At 69.2% G+C, this 16,327-nt stretch carries 14 protein-coding genes; 1 reads left to right on the plus strand and 13 read right to left on the minus strand.

Annotation, left to right across the window (positions count from 1 at the left end; translation table 11 throughout):
* Window positions 1–64: 64 nt before the first annotated feature.
* The 6 genes from ACTVZP_RS10270 to ACTVZP_RS10295 all read right to left on the minus strand — a co-directional run bounded on the left by ACTVZP_RS10270 (window position 65) and on the right by ACTVZP_RS10295 (window position 7,436).
* Window positions 65–901, minus strand: a complete 837-nt coding sequence (locus ACTVZP_RS10270) for an EamA family transporter (RefSeq protein WP_443212065.1) — start codon at window positions 899–901, stop codon at window positions 65–67.
* Between the two features lie 67 nt (window positions 902–968).
* Window positions 969–1,412: a methylated-DNA--[protein]-cysteine S-methyltransferase gene (locus ACTVZP_RS10275; protein WP_443212066.1), complete on the minus strand. Its 444-nt coding sequence runs from the start codon at window positions 1,410–1,412 to the stop codon at window positions 969–971.
* Complete coding sequence (locus ACTVZP_RS10280) at window positions 1,409–1,654, minus strand: DUF3253 domain-containing protein (protein ID WP_443212067.1); 246 nt, start codon at window positions 1,652–1,654, stop codon at window positions 1,409–1,411. Before ACTVZP_RS10280 ends, ACTVZP_RS10275 begins: the two co-directional genes overlap by 4 nt.
* Window positions 1,638–4,544: an isoleucine--tRNA ligase gene (ileS, locus tag ACTVZP_RS10285; protein WP_443212068.1), complete on the minus strand. Its 2,907-nt coding sequence runs from the start codon at window positions 4,542–4,544 to the stop codon at window positions 1,638–1,640. The genes ACTVZP_RS10280 and ileS overlap by 17 nt, the downstream gene beginning before the upstream one ends.
* Before the next feature lie 281 nt (window positions 4,545–4,825).
* On the minus strand, window positions 4,826–5,884 hold the full coding sequence (locus ACTVZP_RS10290; RefSeq protein WP_443212069.1) for a YcjF family protein: 1,059 nt from the start codon (window positions 5,882–5,884) through the stop codon (window positions 4,826–4,828).
* Between the two features lie 136 nt (window positions 5,885–6,020).
* Window positions 6,021–7,436: a YcjX family protein gene (locus ACTVZP_RS10295; protein WP_443212070.1), complete on the minus strand. Its 1,416-nt coding sequence runs from the start codon at window positions 7,434–7,436 to the stop codon at window positions 6,021–6,023.
* A 308-nt stretch (window positions 7,437–7,744) separates the two neighbouring features.
* Between ACTVZP_RS10295 and truA the strand changes: the two genes are divergently transcribed.
* Window positions 7,745–8,515 (plus strand): tRNA pseudouridine(38-40) synthase TruA, encoded by a 771-nt coding sequence (truA, locus tag ACTVZP_RS10300; protein WP_443212071.1) that lies wholly within the window; start codon window positions 7,745–7,747, stop codon window positions 8,513–8,515.
* Between the two features lie 46 nt (window positions 8,516–8,561).
* On the opposite strand, the gene ACTVZP_RS10305 is transcribed toward truA, so the two are convergent.
* From ACTVZP_RS10305 to ACTVZP_RS10335, 7 genes are all read right to left on the minus strand, one after another.
* Complete coding sequence (locus ACTVZP_RS10305) at window positions 8,562–10,649, minus strand: exonuclease domain-containing protein (RefSeq protein ID WP_443212072.1); 2,088 nt, start codon at window positions 10,647–10,649, stop codon at window positions 8,562–8,564.
* Between the two features lie 3 nt (window positions 10,650–10,652).
* Window positions 10,653–11,042, minus strand: coding sequence for a response regulator transcription factor (locus ACTVZP_RS10310; RefSeq protein ID WP_443212073.1), 390 nt, complete (start codon window positions 11,040–11,042; stop codon window positions 10,653–10,655).
* A 1-nt stretch (window position 11,043) separates the two neighbouring features.
* Window positions 11,044–11,565, minus strand: a complete 522-nt coding sequence (locus tag ACTVZP_RS10315) for a hypothetical protein (protein ID WP_443212074.1) — start codon at window positions 11,563–11,565, stop codon at window positions 11,044–11,046.
* Window positions 11,566–11,575: 10 nt separating this feature from the next.
* Window positions 11,576–13,396, minus strand: a complete 1,821-nt coding sequence (locus ACTVZP_RS10320) for a DUF294 nucleotidyltransferase-like domain-containing protein (RefSeq protein WP_443212075.1) — start codon at window positions 13,394–13,396, stop codon at window positions 11,576–11,578.
* A gap of 58 nt (window positions 13,397–13,454) precedes the next feature.
* Window positions 13,455–15,272, minus strand: coding sequence for a sodium:solute symporter family protein (locus ACTVZP_RS10325; RefSeq protein WP_443212076.1), 1,818 nt, complete (start codon window positions 15,270–15,272; stop codon window positions 13,455–13,457).
* Window positions 15,273–15,287: 15 nt separating this feature from the next.
* A complete protein-coding gene (locus ACTVZP_RS10330) occupies window positions 15,288–15,569 on the minus strand; it encodes a DUF4212 domain-containing protein (protein WP_443212077.1) in 282 nt (93 codons plus the stop codon).
* Window positions 15,570–15,636: 67 nt separating this feature from the next.
* Window positions 15,637–16,326 (minus strand): adenylate kinase, encoded by a 690-nt coding sequence (locus ACTVZP_RS10335; protein ID WP_443212078.1) that lies wholly within the window; start codon window positions 16,324–16,326, stop codon window positions 15,637–15,639.
* Between the last annotated feature and the right edge of the window lies 1 nt (window position 16,327).

Below are 16,327 nucleotides of genomic sequence, written 5' to 3' on the forward strand. Positions count from 1 at the left end.
CCCGCGGAGGCCGTGCCTCCGGCCGCCTGCGATTACGGCCGCTTGCGTCCCGCTCCTTCCCGCGTCAGAGCCGGGTGAGCATGACGCCCGCCACGATCAGCCCGGCGGCGAGCGCCTTGTCCCGCGTCATGCGCTCTCCGAACACCAGCCAGCCAATGAGCACGGCGAAGAGGATCGAGGTCTCGCGCAGGGCCGCCACCACCGCGATCGGCGCGACCGTCATTGCCCAGATCGAGATGGCATAGGCCCCGTAGGAGGCCGCGCAGGCCAGCGTTCCGGCAGCCCAGGCCCGCGCGTCGGCCCGGAGCAGCGCCCTGCCCTTCCAGGCCACCATTCCCGTCCCGAACAGGATCCCGTCGGCCACGAAGACCCAGGCCACATAGGCCACGGCATCGCCCGAGATGCGTGCGCCCAGCCCGTCGATCATCGTGTAGCAGGCCGTCGCCGCCGCCGAGCCGAGCGCGAGGGGCAGGAGCCTCCGCTCCTCGCCCGAGGTGAAAACCCCGCGCGCCATGAGCAGGATGCCCGCGCCCAGAACGGTGATCCCCGCGTACTGGCCTGCGCTCACCGCATCGGAGAGCGTGACCGCCCCCACGAGCGCCACCGCCATCGGCGCCGCCCCCCGCGCGATCGGATAGACGCGGCTGAGGTCGCCGTGTTCGTAGGCGAAGGTCAGAAAGGACTTGTAGGCGAAGTGGCAGCAGCCTGCGGCCAGCACCCAGGGCCAGACCTCGGCCGCAGGCCAGGGACGCGCCAGTGCGATAGCGAGCCCGATCGGCACCTCGGCCACCGACAGGATGACCATGGCGGCGACCTTCGACGGCCCGACCTTGATGATCGCGTTCCAGCTTGCATGGAGGAGCGCCGCGCCGAGCACCGCCAGAAGGACACCAAGGCTCATCCGCACCGCCCGCCGAAGATCCGCCCGACGCTGCTATCCGGGCGGCAGGGGTTGCGCAAGGCGCGTCTCAGAGCAGGAGCGACCCCTCGTGGCGGAGGAGCGCGATCTTGGTGTCGATGCCGCCGGGGGCCGAGAAGCCCCCGAGCCCGGCCGCACCCAGAACCCGGTGGCAGGGCACGAGGATCGGCAGAGGGTTGCGCCCACAGGCCCGCCCCACCGCCTGCGGCGGAATGCCGAGCACCCGCGCGAGATCGCCGTATCGCCGCGTCTCGCCGAAGGGGATCGCGAGGAGCGCCTCGTGGAACGCGGCAGCGGCGCCGGCCCCGAGCCCGAGCGGCAGGTCGAACCGGGTGAGACGACGGTCGAAATAGGCACCGATCTGCTCTGCGGCCTCGGCGAGCAGCGGGCTCTCGCCGGCCGCCGCCTCGTCGCTCCAGGCGAGGCGGACGAGCGCCCCGCCCTCCTCGGTCAGCACCAGCCGGCCCACGGGCGTGAGGACAGCACCCTTCATGGCAGCGAGAGCCGGACAGGACCCCGCACCGTCGCCGGGTCGACCGGTCGGCCGTTCTGCGTCATCGCAAGCTCGCCTGCGGCAATGCAGAGGCCTGCCACGCGCCGGACGTCCTCCATCCGGGCGCGCCAGTCCGGGCCGAGGCGGCGCGCGGCCTCGGAGGGGCAGAAGCTCGCCCCCCTGCCCCGTTCCTGCGCGAGGTCCATCAGGACCGCGCGCACCGCCTCATCCGAGCACGTCATTGCACCGGGCACAGGTGCCCGGATGCTTGTGGGTGCCCACGTCCGGCAGATACTGCCAGCAGCGCTCGCATTTCGCACCCTCGGCCCGTTCGAAGACCACGCCCACGCCCTGAACCTCGGGCAACCGGAAGGCTTCCGACGGCATCGGGTCGCCGGTCAGCGTCAGGTCCGAGGTGATGCAGACCTCGGCGAAATCGACCGACTTCAGCGCCGAGAGCATCTCGGGCTCGCGCACATGCACCACCGGGGCGGCCTCGAGGCTTGCCCCGATGACCTTCGCCGTGCGCTGCACCTCGAGCGCCGCCGTCACCACCCGACGCGCCTGCCGGAGCGTGGCCCATTTCGCGGCCAGCGGCTCGTCGCGCCAGTCCGCCGGCGTATCCGGCATGTCCTCGAGGTGGATCGAACTGTCCGAGCCCGGGAAGCGCGAGAGCCACACGTCCTCCATCGTGAAGACGAGGATCGGCGCGAACCAGGTCGTCAGCCGGTAGAACAGCAGGTCCATCACCGAGCGCGCGGCGCGGCGGCGCAGGCTGGTCGCCGCATCGCAATAGAGCGCATCCTTGCGAATGTCGAAGTAGAAGGCCGAGAGGTCCGAGGTGCAGAAGGTGAAGAGCTTCTGGAACACGCCCTGGAAGTCGTAGGCGGCGTAGCCCTTCCGCACTTCGACATCGAGTTCCGCAAGCCGGTGCAGCACCCAACGCTCAAGTTCCGGCATGTCGGCCGGGGCAACCCGTTCCGCCTCGGAGAAGCCCGCCAGCGCCCCCAGCATGTAGCGCATGGTGTTGCGCAGACGGCGGTAGCTGTCGGCGGTGCCCTTCAGGATCTCCTTGCCGATGCGCAGGTCCACGGTGAAGTCCGACTGCGCCACCCAGAGCCGCAGGATGTCCGCGCCGTATTCGTCGATCACCTGCTGTGGCGCGACCGTGTTGCCGAGCGACTTGGACATCTTCATGCCCTTCTCGTCCAGCGTGAAGCCGTGGGTCAGCACCCCGCGGTAGGGCGCGCGGCCCTTGGTGCCGCAGGCCTGCAGCATCGAGGAATGGAACCAGCCGCGGTGCTGGTCGGTGCCCTCCAGATAAAGGTCGGCAAGGCCGTCCTCCGACCCGTCGTCGCGGTCGCGCAGCACGAAGGCATGGGTCGATCCGCTGTCGAACCAGACGTCGAGCACGTCGAACACCTGTTCATACTGCGACGGGTCGTGGAGCCCGTCGAGCACCTGCTCCTTGAAGCCTTGCACATACCAGACATCCGCGCCCTTCTCCTCGAAGGCGGCGCTGATGCGGGCATTGACCTGCGCATCCTTAAGCAGGAAGTCCGGATCGGTGGGCCTCGCGCCCTTCTTCACGAAGCAGGTCAGCGGCACGCCCCATGCGCGCTGTCGGCTCAGCACCCAGTCGGGCCGCGCCTCCATCATGGAGTGCAGCCGATTGCGCCCCGAGACCGGGGTGAACTTCACCAGCCGCTCGATCGAGGCCAGCGCCCGCTTGCGGATCGTGTCGCCATACTCGTCCATGCCGTCGTCGAGCGCGTGGTCGATGGCCACGAACCACTGCGGCGTGTTGCGGTAGATCAGCGGCGCCTTCGACCGCCACGAGTGCGGGTATGAGTGCTTGAGCTTGCCCTTGGCGAACAGCGCGCCCGCCTTCGCCAGCGCCTTGATGACCTCGACGTTGGCCGGGCCTTCCTTGCCCTCGGGCGTGATGATGACCTGCCCGCCGAAGAGCGGCAGGTCGGTGCGGTAGGAGCCGTCCTCGAGCACGTTGTAGGTCATCGGCAGGCCGAACTTCAGCCCCAGCTGGTAGTCGTCGTCGCCGTGGCTGGGCGCGGTATGGACGAAGCCCGTGCCCGCGTCGTCGGTGACATGCTCGCCCGGGAGCATCGGCACGTCGAAATCCCACTCCCCGGCGGAGCCTTCCAGCCCGCGGAACGGGTGGGCGAGCGTCAGCCCTGCCAGTTCCTCTGCAGCAACGGCACGCACGCGGGCGGCGCCTTCGATCCGGGCGGACTTGAAGATGCCCTCGGCCAGCTTGTCGGCAAGCAGCACAAGGTCGCCCGGCTGCGAGGCCGCATTCTCCGCGACCGTTTCGGCGCGGTAGAGGCCATAGGCGATCTCGGGGCTGAAGGCCACGGCGCGGTTCTGCGGGATGGTCCAAGGCGTCGTGGTCCAGATCACCACCCGTGCGCCGTCGAGGCCGTCGCCTCCCGCCACCACCGGGAACTTCACCCAGATCTGGTGCGAGGTGTGGTCGTGGTATTCCACTTCCGCCTCAGCCAGCGCGGTCTTTTCCACCGGGCTCCACATGACCGGCTTCGAGCCCTGATAGAGCGTGCCGTTCATCAGGAACTTCATGAACTCCTCGGCGATCACCGCCTCGGCGTGGAAATCCATCGTCAGGTAGGGATCGGCCCAGTTTCCGGTGACGCCGAGGCGCTTGAACTCTTCGCGCTGGACGTCGATCCAGCCCTCGGCGAACTTGCGGCACTCCTGCCGGAAGGCCACCACGTCCACGTCGTCCTTGTTCAGGCCCTTGGCGCGATACTGCTCCTCGATCTTCCATTCGATCGGCAGGCCGTGGCAGTCCCAGCCCGGCACATAGCGGGCGTCGCGGCCCATCATCTGCTGGCTGCGCACCACCATGTCCTTGAGGATCTTGTTCAGCGCATGCCCGATGTGGAGGTGGCCGTTGGCATAGGGAGGGCCGTCGTGCAGCGTGAAGGGCTGGCGGTTTCCGGCCTTGGCCCGCAGGCGGTCGTAGACGCCGATCTCGGCCCAGCGCTTCAGCCAGTCCGGCTCGCGCTGGGGAAGCCCCGCACGCATCGGAAAGTCGGTTTCGGGCAGGAAGACGGTGTCCTTGTAGTCAGGGACGGTGGTCGTATCGGCGCACATCGGATGCGGTCCTTTGGGGTGTCGGGCCGTCGGGAATATCGGCCTTCGGGAAATGTCGGGGTCCGGCGCGGCCCTCGGGCACACGCGCCGCATGGATCGGCTCCCGGCGCCTGAGGGTCAGGACGCCGGGCCGGTAATTCGGGCGATGATCGCGATGCGATGCCTCATGGCTTGGGCTTATAGCCGCGCCCCGCGGGCCGGTCCAGTGGCGCGCGTCCCTGCATGGCACCCGCGCGCTGCATGGACGACCCGAAGTCCTTGCAGGGCGCGCGGCGGCGTCCTCAGCGGTCGAAAAGGCCCGTGAGGCTGCGGCTGACGAGATTGGTGACTTTCGGGCGCGGCGCGGTGTGGAAGGGCAGCGGCCGGCAGAGTTCCATCGCGGCCACGCCGACCCGCGCGGTCAGAGCGCCGTTCACCATCCCCTCGCCGAACCGGCGCGACACCTTCGACAGAACGCCCCCGCCCGCGACCGAATGGAGCAGATCGTCCGTGATCGCAACCGCCCCGGCCGCGATGAGCGACGAGAAGACCCGCCGCAACAGGCGGATGCTGCCGAAGCTGCCCGAGCGCCCGCCGTAGATCTCGGCGATGCGGCGCACCATGCGGAGGTTCGCGTAAAGCGCCGTGGCCACATCGGCCAGCGCCAGCGGAATGAGCGCCGTCACCGCCGCCACCTGCCGCGCCGCGGCCTCGATCTCGCGCCGCGCGCTCTGGTCGAGCGAGACCAGCAACTCGTTCTCGGCCAGTCCGAGCAGCCCGTCCACGTCGAAGACCTCGGCCTGTCGCTCGGCAAGCCGGGCCCGGCCCCACCGCAGGTCGGCGCGGTGCCCGTACATCTTCTCGATGGCACCCACGACGCGGCGGGCAGCCTTGAGGTCGTTGGCGGCGCGCGCGGCAATGGCGGATTCGCGCAGGCTGTCCAGACGCTCGAGCCGGACATAGGCCCACCACTCGCGCATCGCCAGCGCAAGGCCGATGATGACCGCAGTCCCGATCAGCACGAAGGCGGCGGCGCCCAGGATGCTGTTGCGCGACAGCAGCGAGGCGACGAAATCCCAGGCGGCGACAGAGAGGACGAAGGTCAGCAGCGTGCCGAACACCCAGCCCGCGAAGCGCCCGAGGCGGGAGGTGCGGACGGTGGCGATCCGACTCGCCGCCAGCATCGCCTGCCCCTGCGGCAGGTCGAGATCCGGCACCGGCGGCACGTCCGCCGGCGTCGGCCCCGAGACGGTCTCGGGTGCCGGCGAAGGGCGGCGGGTCTCACGTGGGGCATCGGCGGGCGTCTCCTCGCGCGTGTCCCAGTCGAGCAGCATCGGCTTCTTCGGGGGCTTGTCGCTCACGACGCTTCTCCCAGCGGATGAAGGACGTCAGCCCGATCGGGGACCGGACTGCGCAGGGGGCGGCCGGCCCTTAAGCCGGTGAAGACGATCCGCGCGCGGATGAGGCGCGCCGATCGCCGGAATGGGGGCCGGTCGCTCACAGCCGGTCTCCGATCAGGAACTCGGCGGCCCGGTCGAGCCGGATGTGCGGCGGCCCCTCGCCGGGCTTCAGCAGCACGCGGGCCGGCGCGAAGGTCATCAGCGCGAATTCGGCGTCGAGCCACCGTTCCGCCCCTTCGCGGGCCGGCGACAGGAGACGCGTCGGATCCGAGGGAAGCTCGCCCGGATACATCGCCACCTGCCGCCCGCCGGAGAGGAGCCGCCCCCGCACCGCCTCGACCGTGTCGCCGTGACGCGTCACCTCTTCCTCGACCGTGGCGCGGATCGAGGCGAGCGACATGGCCGCCGTCAGCGAACCCGCGAAGGCCGCGCGGTCGCGCGCCTCGCGCAGCATCGCCTCCATGATCGCGGTGAGCTTCGGGTGCTGCGTGTGGTGCAGGTGGTCCGCCATCGTGGCCGCGAACAGGATCCGCTCGACCCGGTGGCCGAGGAGCAGCGTGGACAGGAACGAGTTCCGCCCCGGTCGGAAGGCGGTCAGGATCTCGGCCATGGTGCGCCGCAGATCCTCGAGCGCCTGCGGACCCGAATGGATCGCTCCCAGTGCATCGACGAGCACCACCTGCCGGTCGATCTTCGAGAAATGCTCGCGGAAGAACGGCCGGACCACGTTCTCCTTGTAGCTCTCGTAGCGGCGGCCCATCTCGCGCCAGAGGCTGGCGCGCGGCGTCTGCGCCGGCATGGGCAGGGGCGCGAAGGTCAGCACCGGCGAGCCGGCGAGATCTCCCGGCAACAGGAACCGCCCCGGCGTGCAGTCCGACCAGCCCGCCTTTCTGGCGGCCTGAAGATAGTCGGTAAAGCTTGCCGCCAGTGCCTGCGCCTGCGCCTCCTCGAGCGGAAGGGATCCGTCGGCGGCGCGCGCGGTGGCCATGAAGTCGCGCGCCTCCTCGCGGGTGGCGAGGCGCTTCAGCGTCTCTTCGGACCATTGCGCATAGGTCTTGTCCATCAGGGCCAGGTCGAGCAGCCACTCGCCGGGATAGTCCACGATGTCGAGATGCACCGTGCGCGGACCGGTGAGCCCCGAGATCATGCCCGAAGGCCGCACCCGGAACGAGAGCCGAAGCTCCGAGATCGAGCGGGTCGAGGAGGGCCAGCGCGGATCCTCGCCGAGGATCGCGGCCAGATGGTTCTCGAAGTCGAAGCGCGGCAGCGTGTCGTCCGGCTGCGGCTGCAGGAAGACAGCCTCGATCCGGCCCTCGGCATGGGCGCGGAGTTGCGGCATGCGCCCGCGGTCGAGGAGGTTCGCCACGAGCCCGGTGATGAAGACGGTCTTGCCGGCGCGGGAAAGTCCCGTGACGCCGAGCCGGATCACCGGCTCGAGAAAGGTTTCGGAGACGGTGCTGACCGCGCCCTCGATGCCGCGCGCCACGCCGTCGGTCAGTCTGCGGAGAACCACGCGCCTGCCTCTCGTTGTGCCGCTCTCAGGATAGGCGGCCCTTTGTCATGGATGTAGGCATGCGAGGCCGCTGTGCCAACAGGCCGCATCCAGCGAACAAGTCGGCCACGAGGTCGGCGCGCCTCGATCTCCCGGTCGGATCGGACGGTCATTCCCGCTTCGTGAACGGCGGCCGTGGCCCGGATACCGGCCGGGATTTCGCGCTTCGCGAATGACATCTGCATCTGCCTATCAGCGGCGCCTGCGGATGTGGCGGGGGAAAACCGCTTCGGCTTGGCAGGGTCGGGAAGCGGTGCTACGGGGCGTTCATGCCGAGATATGCGCTGAAGATCGAATATGACGGGGCGCCCTTCGCGGGCTGGCAGCGGCAGGCGGCCCTGCCTTCGGTGCAAGGTGCGGTCGAGGCCGCGCTCGGACGGCTGGAGCCCGGGCCCCATACGATCGCCGCGGCAGGGCGCACCGACACAGGCGTTCACGCCACCGGTCAGGTCGCCCATTGCGATCTCGGCAAGGAGTGGGATCCCTTCCGTCTGGCCGGCGCGCTCAACGCCCATCTGAGGCCGCTTCCGGTGGCCGTGGTGGCCGCGGCGCGCGTCGCGGAGGAGTTTCACGCCCGCTTCTCGGCCAGCGAGCGTCGCTATCTCTTCCGTCTGCTCGCGCGGCGCGCGCCCGAGGTGCACGACCGCGGCCGCGTCTGGCGCGTGCCTCATGCGCTCGATGCCGGGGCGATGCGCGAGGCGGCCGCCCATCTCGTGGGGCTGCACGATTTCACCACGTTCCGAGCCGTCGGCTGTCAGGCGGCTTCGCCGGTCAAGACGCTGGACGAGCTGTCTCTCGAGGTCGTGGAGGTGCCGAACGGCACGGAATACCGCTTCCGACTGCGGGCGCGCAGCTTCCTGCACAACCAGGTGCGATCGATCGTCGGCACACTCGAGCGGGTCGGCGCCGGAGCCTGGACGCCGAAGCAGGTGAAGGAGGCGCTTGAGGCTCGGGACCGCGCCGCCTGCGGTCCGGTCTGCCCGCCGCAGGGGCTCTACCTGACCGGCGTCGGCTATCCCGAGGATCCGTTCGCGGCCTGAGCGAAGCCTGAGAACGGAGCACCGTCCGGGGGTCTGCCCGCTCCATTCAGGCGTCGGTCAGGTGAGCCTCGTTCAGGTCCCTGAGCAGCCTTCCGTGGCGACGGACCTCGGTCAGGACGTCGCCGAAGGTCTCGAACCCCCTCCCCTGAAGCATGGGCAGGAGCTTGAGGAAGGCGTCCGCCGTCGCCACCGTATCGCCGATGGCGGTGTGCCGCGCCTCCTCGGGGATGGTGATGCCGAGACGATGCGTCAGCGCGTCGAGGCTGTGCACCTCTGTCTGCCCGAACAGCACCGCCGACAGGAGCACGGTGTCGAGGATCGGATTGTCGAACCGACGGCTGATCTGCAGTTCGGCGCGTCGCAGGAACTCCATGTCGAAGGGCGCATTATGGGCGACGAGCACGGCGCCCTCGGCGAACTTGTGGAACTGCTGACCGACCTCGATCATGTCCGGCGCGTCGGCGACCATCGCATCCGTGATGCCGTGCACCTCGGTCGAGGAGGGCGGGATCGGTCGGTGCGGATTGACCAGCGTGTCGAAGACCTCGCCCTCGACACGCCGGCCGTTGACGATCCGGACGGCAGCGATCTGCACGATCTCATCCTGCGAGGGCATGAGGCCCGTGGTCTCCGTATCGAAGACGACATAGGTCAGGTCCTCAAGACGCGTGTCGGCAACCCGCTCGTTGCGCGCCTTGGACAAGAGGTCGAAATCATAGACCACCGCCCGCGGGATCGGCCGCGGACGCCGTCCGGTCCGACGCGCCGCGCGGAGCGGCAGGCAGAGCGCGTTCTCGCCCTGCCCCGCCGGCTCGGGCCAGATCTCGGTCGTGTGGGTGGAGAGCACCGTCCGCCCCGTCACCTCGGGCACGCCCGGTTCGAGCGGCTCGCCCAGCCAGTCCTCGAGCAGGCCCACCGGCAGAGGCTCGCCTGACCAGACCAGCCGCAGCATCGCCTCCGTCCCGTCCTCGCTCATCGTCACCCGGAAGTGGTGGCCGGTGCGCCGCGCGGCGACGCGGGCGGCCAGCGTTGCGACCAGCCCGATGACCTCGAAGCCGTTGCAGCGCAGCAGGAGCGGCGCCTCGCCGATCTCGGCCGTGAGGCCCGCCTGTTCCATGCGCGCCCGCAATCCGTCGAGCAGGTCCGAGGCCCGCGTGATCGACAGCGGCCAGCCGTCGTGCCGGCTCTCGTCGTGTCGCGTGCCGAGGTCGGTGATCGCGGCGGCAAGGCCGCCGACCTCCTGCCGGAGCGCACGCTCGACATCCGGTGGCGGGCAGGTGCCCGGCGGCAGCACCTCGAAGAGGGTCTGGAGGTTGGCCGCGGGCCGGCGCACCCGGTCGAAGACCTCCGCCAGCAGCGCCTCGCGCCGGGCGTAGGAGGCAAGTGCCGAGGTCACGTCGCGCAGCGTCAGCACGTAGCCGGGCTTGGTCGTCTCGCCGCCGATGAGGCGCATCCGGGCCGCAAGCACCCGCGCCCCCACCACGGTCGTGCAGAGGATATCCGAGGCCGCGTCCGGATCACCGGCATCGACAAGGCGCTGGTGCGCATGGCGGATGGGGCCGTCGCGCAGGTAGTCGAAGAGGTTGCGGTCGAGCCCCGGCGCACCGGCCGTGTTCATCAGGTCCGTCGCCGGGCCGTTGTAGAAGACAAGCTGGTGGTCGCCCGAGCAGAGCAGCACGCCCACCGGCACGTCCGACAGCAGCGCCTCGAGCCGCGCCTTCTCGGAAGAGAGCCGCGATGTCTCGCGCGCAACGGATTCGGCCAGCGCGTCACGCGTCTCGGCGAGAGTCAGCGCGGTCGCCGAGGCAGCGGGTTCAAGGTCTCCGAGGTAGCGCGCCGTCGGCTCCTCCATCGCGCCATCGATGGCCGCATGGGCGCGGGCGCGGAGCTTGGAGGCCAGCCGGATGATGGGCAGCGCCACGTTCGCGTCGAAGAGATACCAGATCCAGGTGACCAGTCCGAGGATCACCGCGCCGGCAACGATGCCCACCTGCTCGAAGGCGGGAAGCAGTTCGGGAGCGCTCAGGCGCCGGTAGGCGAGGAACAGGCCGATCGCTACCGCCACGTTCGCACCGACCGCCAGCGCCGCGAAGAAGAGAAGGATCCGCACGCGCAGGTTCAGGCGATCGAGCATGGCTCAGCCCCCCTCGCCCAGCAGCCGGCGGACCTCCTCGCGCAGGGCCTTGAGTTCGAACGGCTTCGAGATGAAGCCGTCCGCGCCGAGCGCCAGCCCCTTCTTGCGCTCGATGGCCGACCCGCGCGCCGTCATCATCAGGATCTTGACGTCGGCAAGCGTGGGATCGAGCCGCACGCCCTGACAGATTTCGTAGCCCGAGACCTCGGGCAGCATGACGTCGAGAAGCACGAGATCGGGATGGGTGGAGCGGATGCGGCCGAGCGCCTCGGCCCCGCTTGCCACCCTGTCGTGCTCGTAGCCTTCGCGCGTGATCAGATAGTCCAGCGCGATGGCGATGTTATCCTCGTCCTCCACCACGAGGATACGGCGCTTTCTGGCTCCATCGGCCATGTCACCCCTCCCTGCAGGCCGCCTTCAGCAGTTGGTCCTCCTCCCTCACCGGCAGCCAGTCGGTGCCGGTCAGGGTGCCGTCGGGCCGAAGCTCCGACCCCGTTTCGAGATTCGCCGTGCGCCGGCCCTCGCAGTCGAAGGCCATGGGAACGCGCTGGGTGTTGTGCCAGCGCTGCACCACCACCACCTCGGCGCGGCGGATGGCGGGATTGCTTTCCGACCGCAGCATCCCCGTCGCGTCGAGCGCCATGAAGCGCGTGGCGACCGGAAAGATCATGGTCCATGGCCGGAGGCCGACCCGGTCCTCGGGCGCCGAGATCACCACGACTTCGGGCGGCAGGGCCGCGGTCACGCGCGGATACCAGCTGTATTCGTTCCAGATCGAGAAGAGCAGCATCCCGGCACCCGCCGCGATCGGCACGAGCCACTTCGGCAGCCGGCGGCGGCTCAGCACGCGCAGGAGCATGGCGATCCCGGCGAGACCGGCTCCGGCGGCGAGGGTGGCGAGGAGGTCCATGACCATGGGCGGGCCTTCAGGTGCGCGCGCCGCGGGCAGAGCCCAGCGCGGATTGCATGGTGCGCACGACGACGAAGGCGTCGCGCAGGTGGCTGCGCTCGAAATCCGAAAGGTCCGAGGGCGCGAGGAAATTGTCCGGCGCGCGCCCCGAGCGGATCAGCCGCGCCTGGTTCTCGAGGCGGATCTGCGCGACCATGTCGTAGGCCTCGACCAGATCCCGCGCGCCCGAGACCGAGATCACGCCGGCATTCTCGGCCGCCTGCAGCCGCGCCCGGGTATTCACCGGCTCGAGCTCGCCAATGAGCGCATAGACGCGGCCAAGGTCGATGACCGGCACGACACCGTTGTGCTTCAGGTCGATGTGGTTCTTGTGCTCGCCCGAGCGGATCGTCGCGAAGCCCCGGATCAGCCCGAGCGGCGGCGTATGCTTCAGCGAGTTCGAGATCATGTGCGCGACGAAGATCGAGTTCTTCGCCGCCATTTCCAGCGTGTCCGCCTGCAGCTCGTGGAACAGGTTTTCGTTCCCGCCGATGGGCCGCAGGTCGAACATGACCGACGAGAGCATCTGCGCCATCGGGTCCGGCCGGTCGATCCAGCCGAGGAAATACTGCCGCCACACTGCGAGCGGCTGCCGCCAGCGGGAGTTGGTCGCCATCATGTCGCCGGGGCAGTGGACGTAGCCGCAGGCGTCCAGCCCGTCCGACACGAATTTCGCGAGCGCCGCGAACCAGGGCTCGTCGGCGGGAAGGACCTTGTCCGAGAGGATCAGGCAGTTGTCCTGATCCGAGACGCCGGTCTGCTCCTGCCGGCCCTGGCTGCCGCAGGCGCACCAGCAATAGGCGACAGGGGGTGGCCCGAGTTCCTGCTCGGCGAGGACGAGCAGGCGCCGCGTGACCGTGTCGGTGATGTCCGTGATGAGCCGCGTGACCACCTCGTGCGAGTTGTGCCCCGCCACGAGTTGCACGAGCAGCTTCGGGATCCGCGCCGTCACCGCCTGCAGCTCGGAGAGCGACTCGGCGGTGGCCGCGTCGCGGACGAGCTGCGCCGACGACACCGCCTGGAAGCGGGTGAGGTCGGTCTGGGTGATCATGCCGACGAGGCGTCCCTCCTCGATCACCGGCAGGTGACCGATTCGCCGCTCGAGCATCACGTGAAGGATGTCGGAGCCCAGCGCGTCGGGCGAAAGGGCGATGGGATCGCGGGTCATGACCTCGGCCACCGGAGTCGTGGGGTCGAGCCCCACCGCCACGACCTTGTTCGTCATGTCGCGGGTGGTGACGATGCCGAGGAAGGTCGCGCCGTCCACGACGCCGAGCGACGAGACGCCCGCATCACGCATCTTCATTGCTGCGCTGCGGATCGTCTCGGCCGGACCGCAGGTCACCGGCTTGCGAGCCATCAGATCCACGACCTTCTGTGTCGTCAGGTCGGAGGCGCGGTAGCCCTGCGTCCGGCGCCGCGTGAAGAAGCGCTCGAAGGCGGGCGAGGCGGCGAAGAGGCTGCGGAACTGCTCGGCCGGAAGCATGAGCAGGACGCCGTCGGTCGTCGCCCGCGCCGTGGTGGCCGCGCGGCCGTCGCGCATCAGCCCGCGCTCGCCAAAGGAGTTGCGCGGACCGAGGACCGAGATCACGTCGCCCGAAGGTTCGAGGATCTCGATGCCGCCCCGCTTGACGAGGTAGAGGCCGACCAGCCGATCGCCGTGACTGTAGACCGTCTCGCCGGCGGTGATCTCCCTGCGGCTGAAGGAACCGGCGACACGCGCCAGCTCGTCCTGCGGCAGGCTGTCGTAGGGATGCACCGTCTCCAGAAAGCTCACGATGGTCTGGACGTCTTCCATGAGGCTCCTCGACACTGCACCGGGGTTGGTGCGCCCCTGACGGGGCGCACCCTGGGCCTCAGTGGGCCGTGGCTTTGCCGGCACCGCGCGGGATGCGGATGCTCTCGACCAGATCGACCACCTGACGCGGCGGAGCCTTGGTCACCGCCGACACGCCGAAGGCGACGGCGAAGTTCAGGATCGCACCGATGGTGCCGATCGAGAGCGGCGAGATGCCGAAGAAGTAGTTGGCCGGAACGTCCTCGTACATCGCGGTGCCGGGGACGAAGAACCAGCCCTTGTAGAGGAAGATGTAGACCGCGGTGAAGATCAGGCCGACGAGCATCCCGAGGATGGCGCCTTCCTTGTTCACGCGCTTGGAGAAGATCCCCATCATCAGCGCCGGGAAGATCGTCGCGGCGGCCAGACCGAAGGCCAGCGCCACCACCTGCGCGGCAAAGCCGGGCGGGTTGAGGCCGAGCCAGGTGGCGATCGCGATCGCGCCGGTCATCGAGATCCGCGCGGCCAGAAGCTCGCCCTTCTCCGAGATGTTCGGGTTGATCGAGCCCTTGATGAGGTCGTGCGAGATCGCCGACGAGATGGCGAGCAGCAGGCCCGCGGCGGTCGAGAGGGCGGCAGCCAGAGCGCCGGCGGCCACGAGCGCGATCACCCAGCCCGGAAGAGCCGCGATCTCGGGGTTGGCAAGCACCATGATGTCGTTGTCGATCTTGGTGACTTCGTTGCCGGCCCAGCCGCGCTCGGCGGCCACGTCGGCCATCGCCGGGTTCTTGTCGTTGTAGTACTGGATCTTGCCGTCGCCGTTCAGGTCTTCCATCACGAGGAGGCCGGTCTGTTCCCAGGTCTTCACCCAGTTCAGGCGCGGATCCGTCTGGATCGACTCGACAGAGATCGCATCGGCGTCCAGCGCATTGCCCGTCACGGCGCCGGGCCACATGGTGGTGGTCAGGTTCAGGCGCGCCATCGAGCCCACGGCCGGAGCCACGGTGTAGAGAAGCGCGATGAAGACGAGCGCCCAGCCGGCCGAGGAGCGGGCATCGGCCACCTTCGGCACGGTGAAGAAGCGGATGATGACGTGGGGCAGGCCCGCGGTGCCGATCATCAGCGACATGGTGAACAGGAACATGTTCAGCATCGACGGAGTGTCGGCGGTGTAGGCGGTGAAGCCGAGTTCCGTCACGACCTGGTCAAGCTTGCCGAGGAAGGCCTGGTCGCCGCCGCCCGGGGCATAGTCGCCGATCAGGCCGAGCTGGGGCAGGAACGCGCCGGTCAGGGCGAGCGAGATGAAGATCGCCGGGATCGTGTAGGCGATGATCAGCACGACATACTGCGCGACCTGCGTGTAGGTGATGCCCTTCATGCCGCCGAACACGGCATAGGCGAAGACGATCGCCGCACCGATGTAGAGGCCCATGTCGGTCGAGATCTCAAGGAAGCGCCCGAAGGTCACGCCCACGCCGCGCATCTGCCCGATCACGTAGGTGATCGAGATGATGATGAGGCAGATCACCGCCAGAAGACGGGCACCGCCCGAGTAGAAGCGGTCACCGATGAACTCCGGCACCGTGAACTTGCCGAACTTGCGCAGGTAGGGTGCAAGCAGCAGCGCGAGCAGCACGTAGCCGCCGGTCCAGCCCATGAGGAAGGCCGACTGGGTGTAGCCGCCCGCAGGCGCGAGGGCGATGATGCCCGCCATCGAGATGAAGGAGGCCGCCGACATCCAGTCGGCGCCCGTCGCCATGCCGTTCATGACGGGGTGGACGCCCTGCCCGGCCGCGTAGAACTCGGCCGTCGAGCCCGCCCGGGCCCAGACCGCGATCCCGATGTAGATGGCAAAGGTGATGCCAACCACGATCAGGTTGAGGGTGAATTGATCCATGCTGTCCCGCCTCCCTTACTCGTCCACGCCGTACTGGCGGTCCAGGCGGTTCATGACGACCGCATAGACGAAGATCAGCACGAGGAAGACGTAGATCGAGCCCTGCTGCGCGAACCAGAAGCCGAGATCGGCGCCGCCGATCTTGATGCCCTCGAGCGCCGGGCGCAGGAGAATCCCCAGCCCGAAGGAGCAGGCGAACCAGATCGCCAGCGAAATGAGGATGATGCGGACGTTCGCCGACCAGTAGGCATTCGACGACGTCCGGTCTGATGTCACATGACCAGTTCTGTCCACCATTGGACCTTCTCCCTGTAGGTTTCTTCTGCCTGCCTGCGTCCCCCCTCCTCGAGGGACGCAGGCTTGTTCACGCGGATACGCGCTCCACGATCCGGCCGAGGGCGCTGGCGATCTCGTCGATGGCACCCATCGCGTCGATCCGTTCCAGCACGCCGCAGCCGTCGTAGTAGGCGATCAGCGGCGCCGTCTGCGCATGGTAGGCGGCCAGCCGCGCTCCCACGGTTTCGGCATTGTCGTCGGGACGGCGCCTGAACTCCGTCCCTCCGCACTTGTCGCAGCTTCCCGCAGCCCGAGGCTGCTTGAAGCGGTCGTGATATCCTTCCCCGCATCGGGCGCAGGTGGATCGGCCGGACACGCGCTCGACCATGGCGGCGTCGTCAACCTCGAGGCTGATCGCCGCGGTCACGCGCTGCCCGCTGCGGCCGAGCAGCCCGTCGAGCGCCTCGGCCTGCCCCGCGGTGCGGGGAAAGCCGTCGAGGATGATGCCGCGCGAGACGTCGGGCTCGGCCATGCGGTCCGCGAGGATGGCCAGCACGATCTCGTCCGAGACGAGGCCGCCCGCCTCCATCACCGCCTTGGCGGCCATGCCGGCGGGTGTGCCGGCGGCCACCGCGGCCCGCAGCAGGTCCCCGGTCGAGAGCTGGACGAGGCCGAAGCGCTCCTCCAGCATCCGCGCCTGGGTGCCCTTGCCCGCACCCGGAGGCCCGAGCAGGATCAGCACGGCCGGACGGGTCGTCGTCCCGGTCACGCCCTCCATG

Origin of the sequence: Rhodobacter sp. NSM, assembly GCF_052244495.1 — a bacterium.
Lineage (GTDB): Bacteria > Pseudomonadota > Alphaproteobacteria > Rhodobacterales > Rhodobacteraceae > Cereibacter_A.

Coding starts and splice junctions, on each gene's coding strand:
- ACTVZP_RS10270 (WP_443212065.1), bottom strand. CDS start 901: ATGAGCCTTGGTGTCCTTCTGGCGGTGCTCGGCGCGGCGCTCCTCCAT.
- ACTVZP_RS10275 (WP_443212066.1), bottom strand. CDS start 1,412: ATGAAGGGTGCTGTCCTCACGCCCGTGGGCCGGCTGGTGCTGACCGAG.
- ACTVZP_RS10280 (WP_443212067.1), bottom strand. CDS start 1,654: ATGACGTGCTCGGATGAGGCGGTGCGCGCGGTCCTGATGGACCTCGCG.
- ileS (WP_443212068.1), bottom strand. CDS start 4,544: ATGTGCGCCGATACGACCACCGTCCCTGACTACAAGGACACCGTCTTC.
- truA (WP_443212071.1), top strand. CDS start 7,745: ATGCCGAGATATGCGCTGAAGATCGAATATGACGGGGCGCCCTTCGCG.
- ACTVZP_RS10305 (WP_443212072.1), bottom strand. CDS start 10,649: ATGCTCGATCGCCTGAACCTGCGCGTGCGGATCCTTCTCTTCTTCGCG.
- ACTVZP_RS10310 (WP_443212073.1), bottom strand. CDS start 11,042: ATGGCCGATGGAGCCAGAAAGCGCCGTATCCTCGTGGTGGAGGACGAG.
- ACTVZP_RS10315 (WP_443212074.1), bottom strand. CDS start 11,565: ATGGTCATGGACCTCCTCGCCACCCTCGCCGCCGGAGCCGGTCTCGCC.
- ACTVZP_RS10320 (WP_443212075.1), bottom strand. CDS start 13,396: ATGGAAGACGTCCAGACCATCGTGAGCTTTCTGGAGACGGTGCATCCC.
- ACTVZP_RS10325 (WP_443212076.1), bottom strand. CDS start 15,272: ATGGATCAATTCACCCTCAACCTGATCGTGGTTGGCATCACCTTTGCC.
- ACTVZP_RS10330 (WP_443212077.1), bottom strand. CDS start 15,569: ATGGTGGACAGAACTGGTCATGTGACATCAGACCGGACGTCGTCGAAT.
- ACTVZP_RS10335 (WP_443212078.1), bottom strand. CDS start 16,326: ATGGAGGGCGTGACCGGGACGACGACCCGTCCGGCCGTGCTGATCCTG.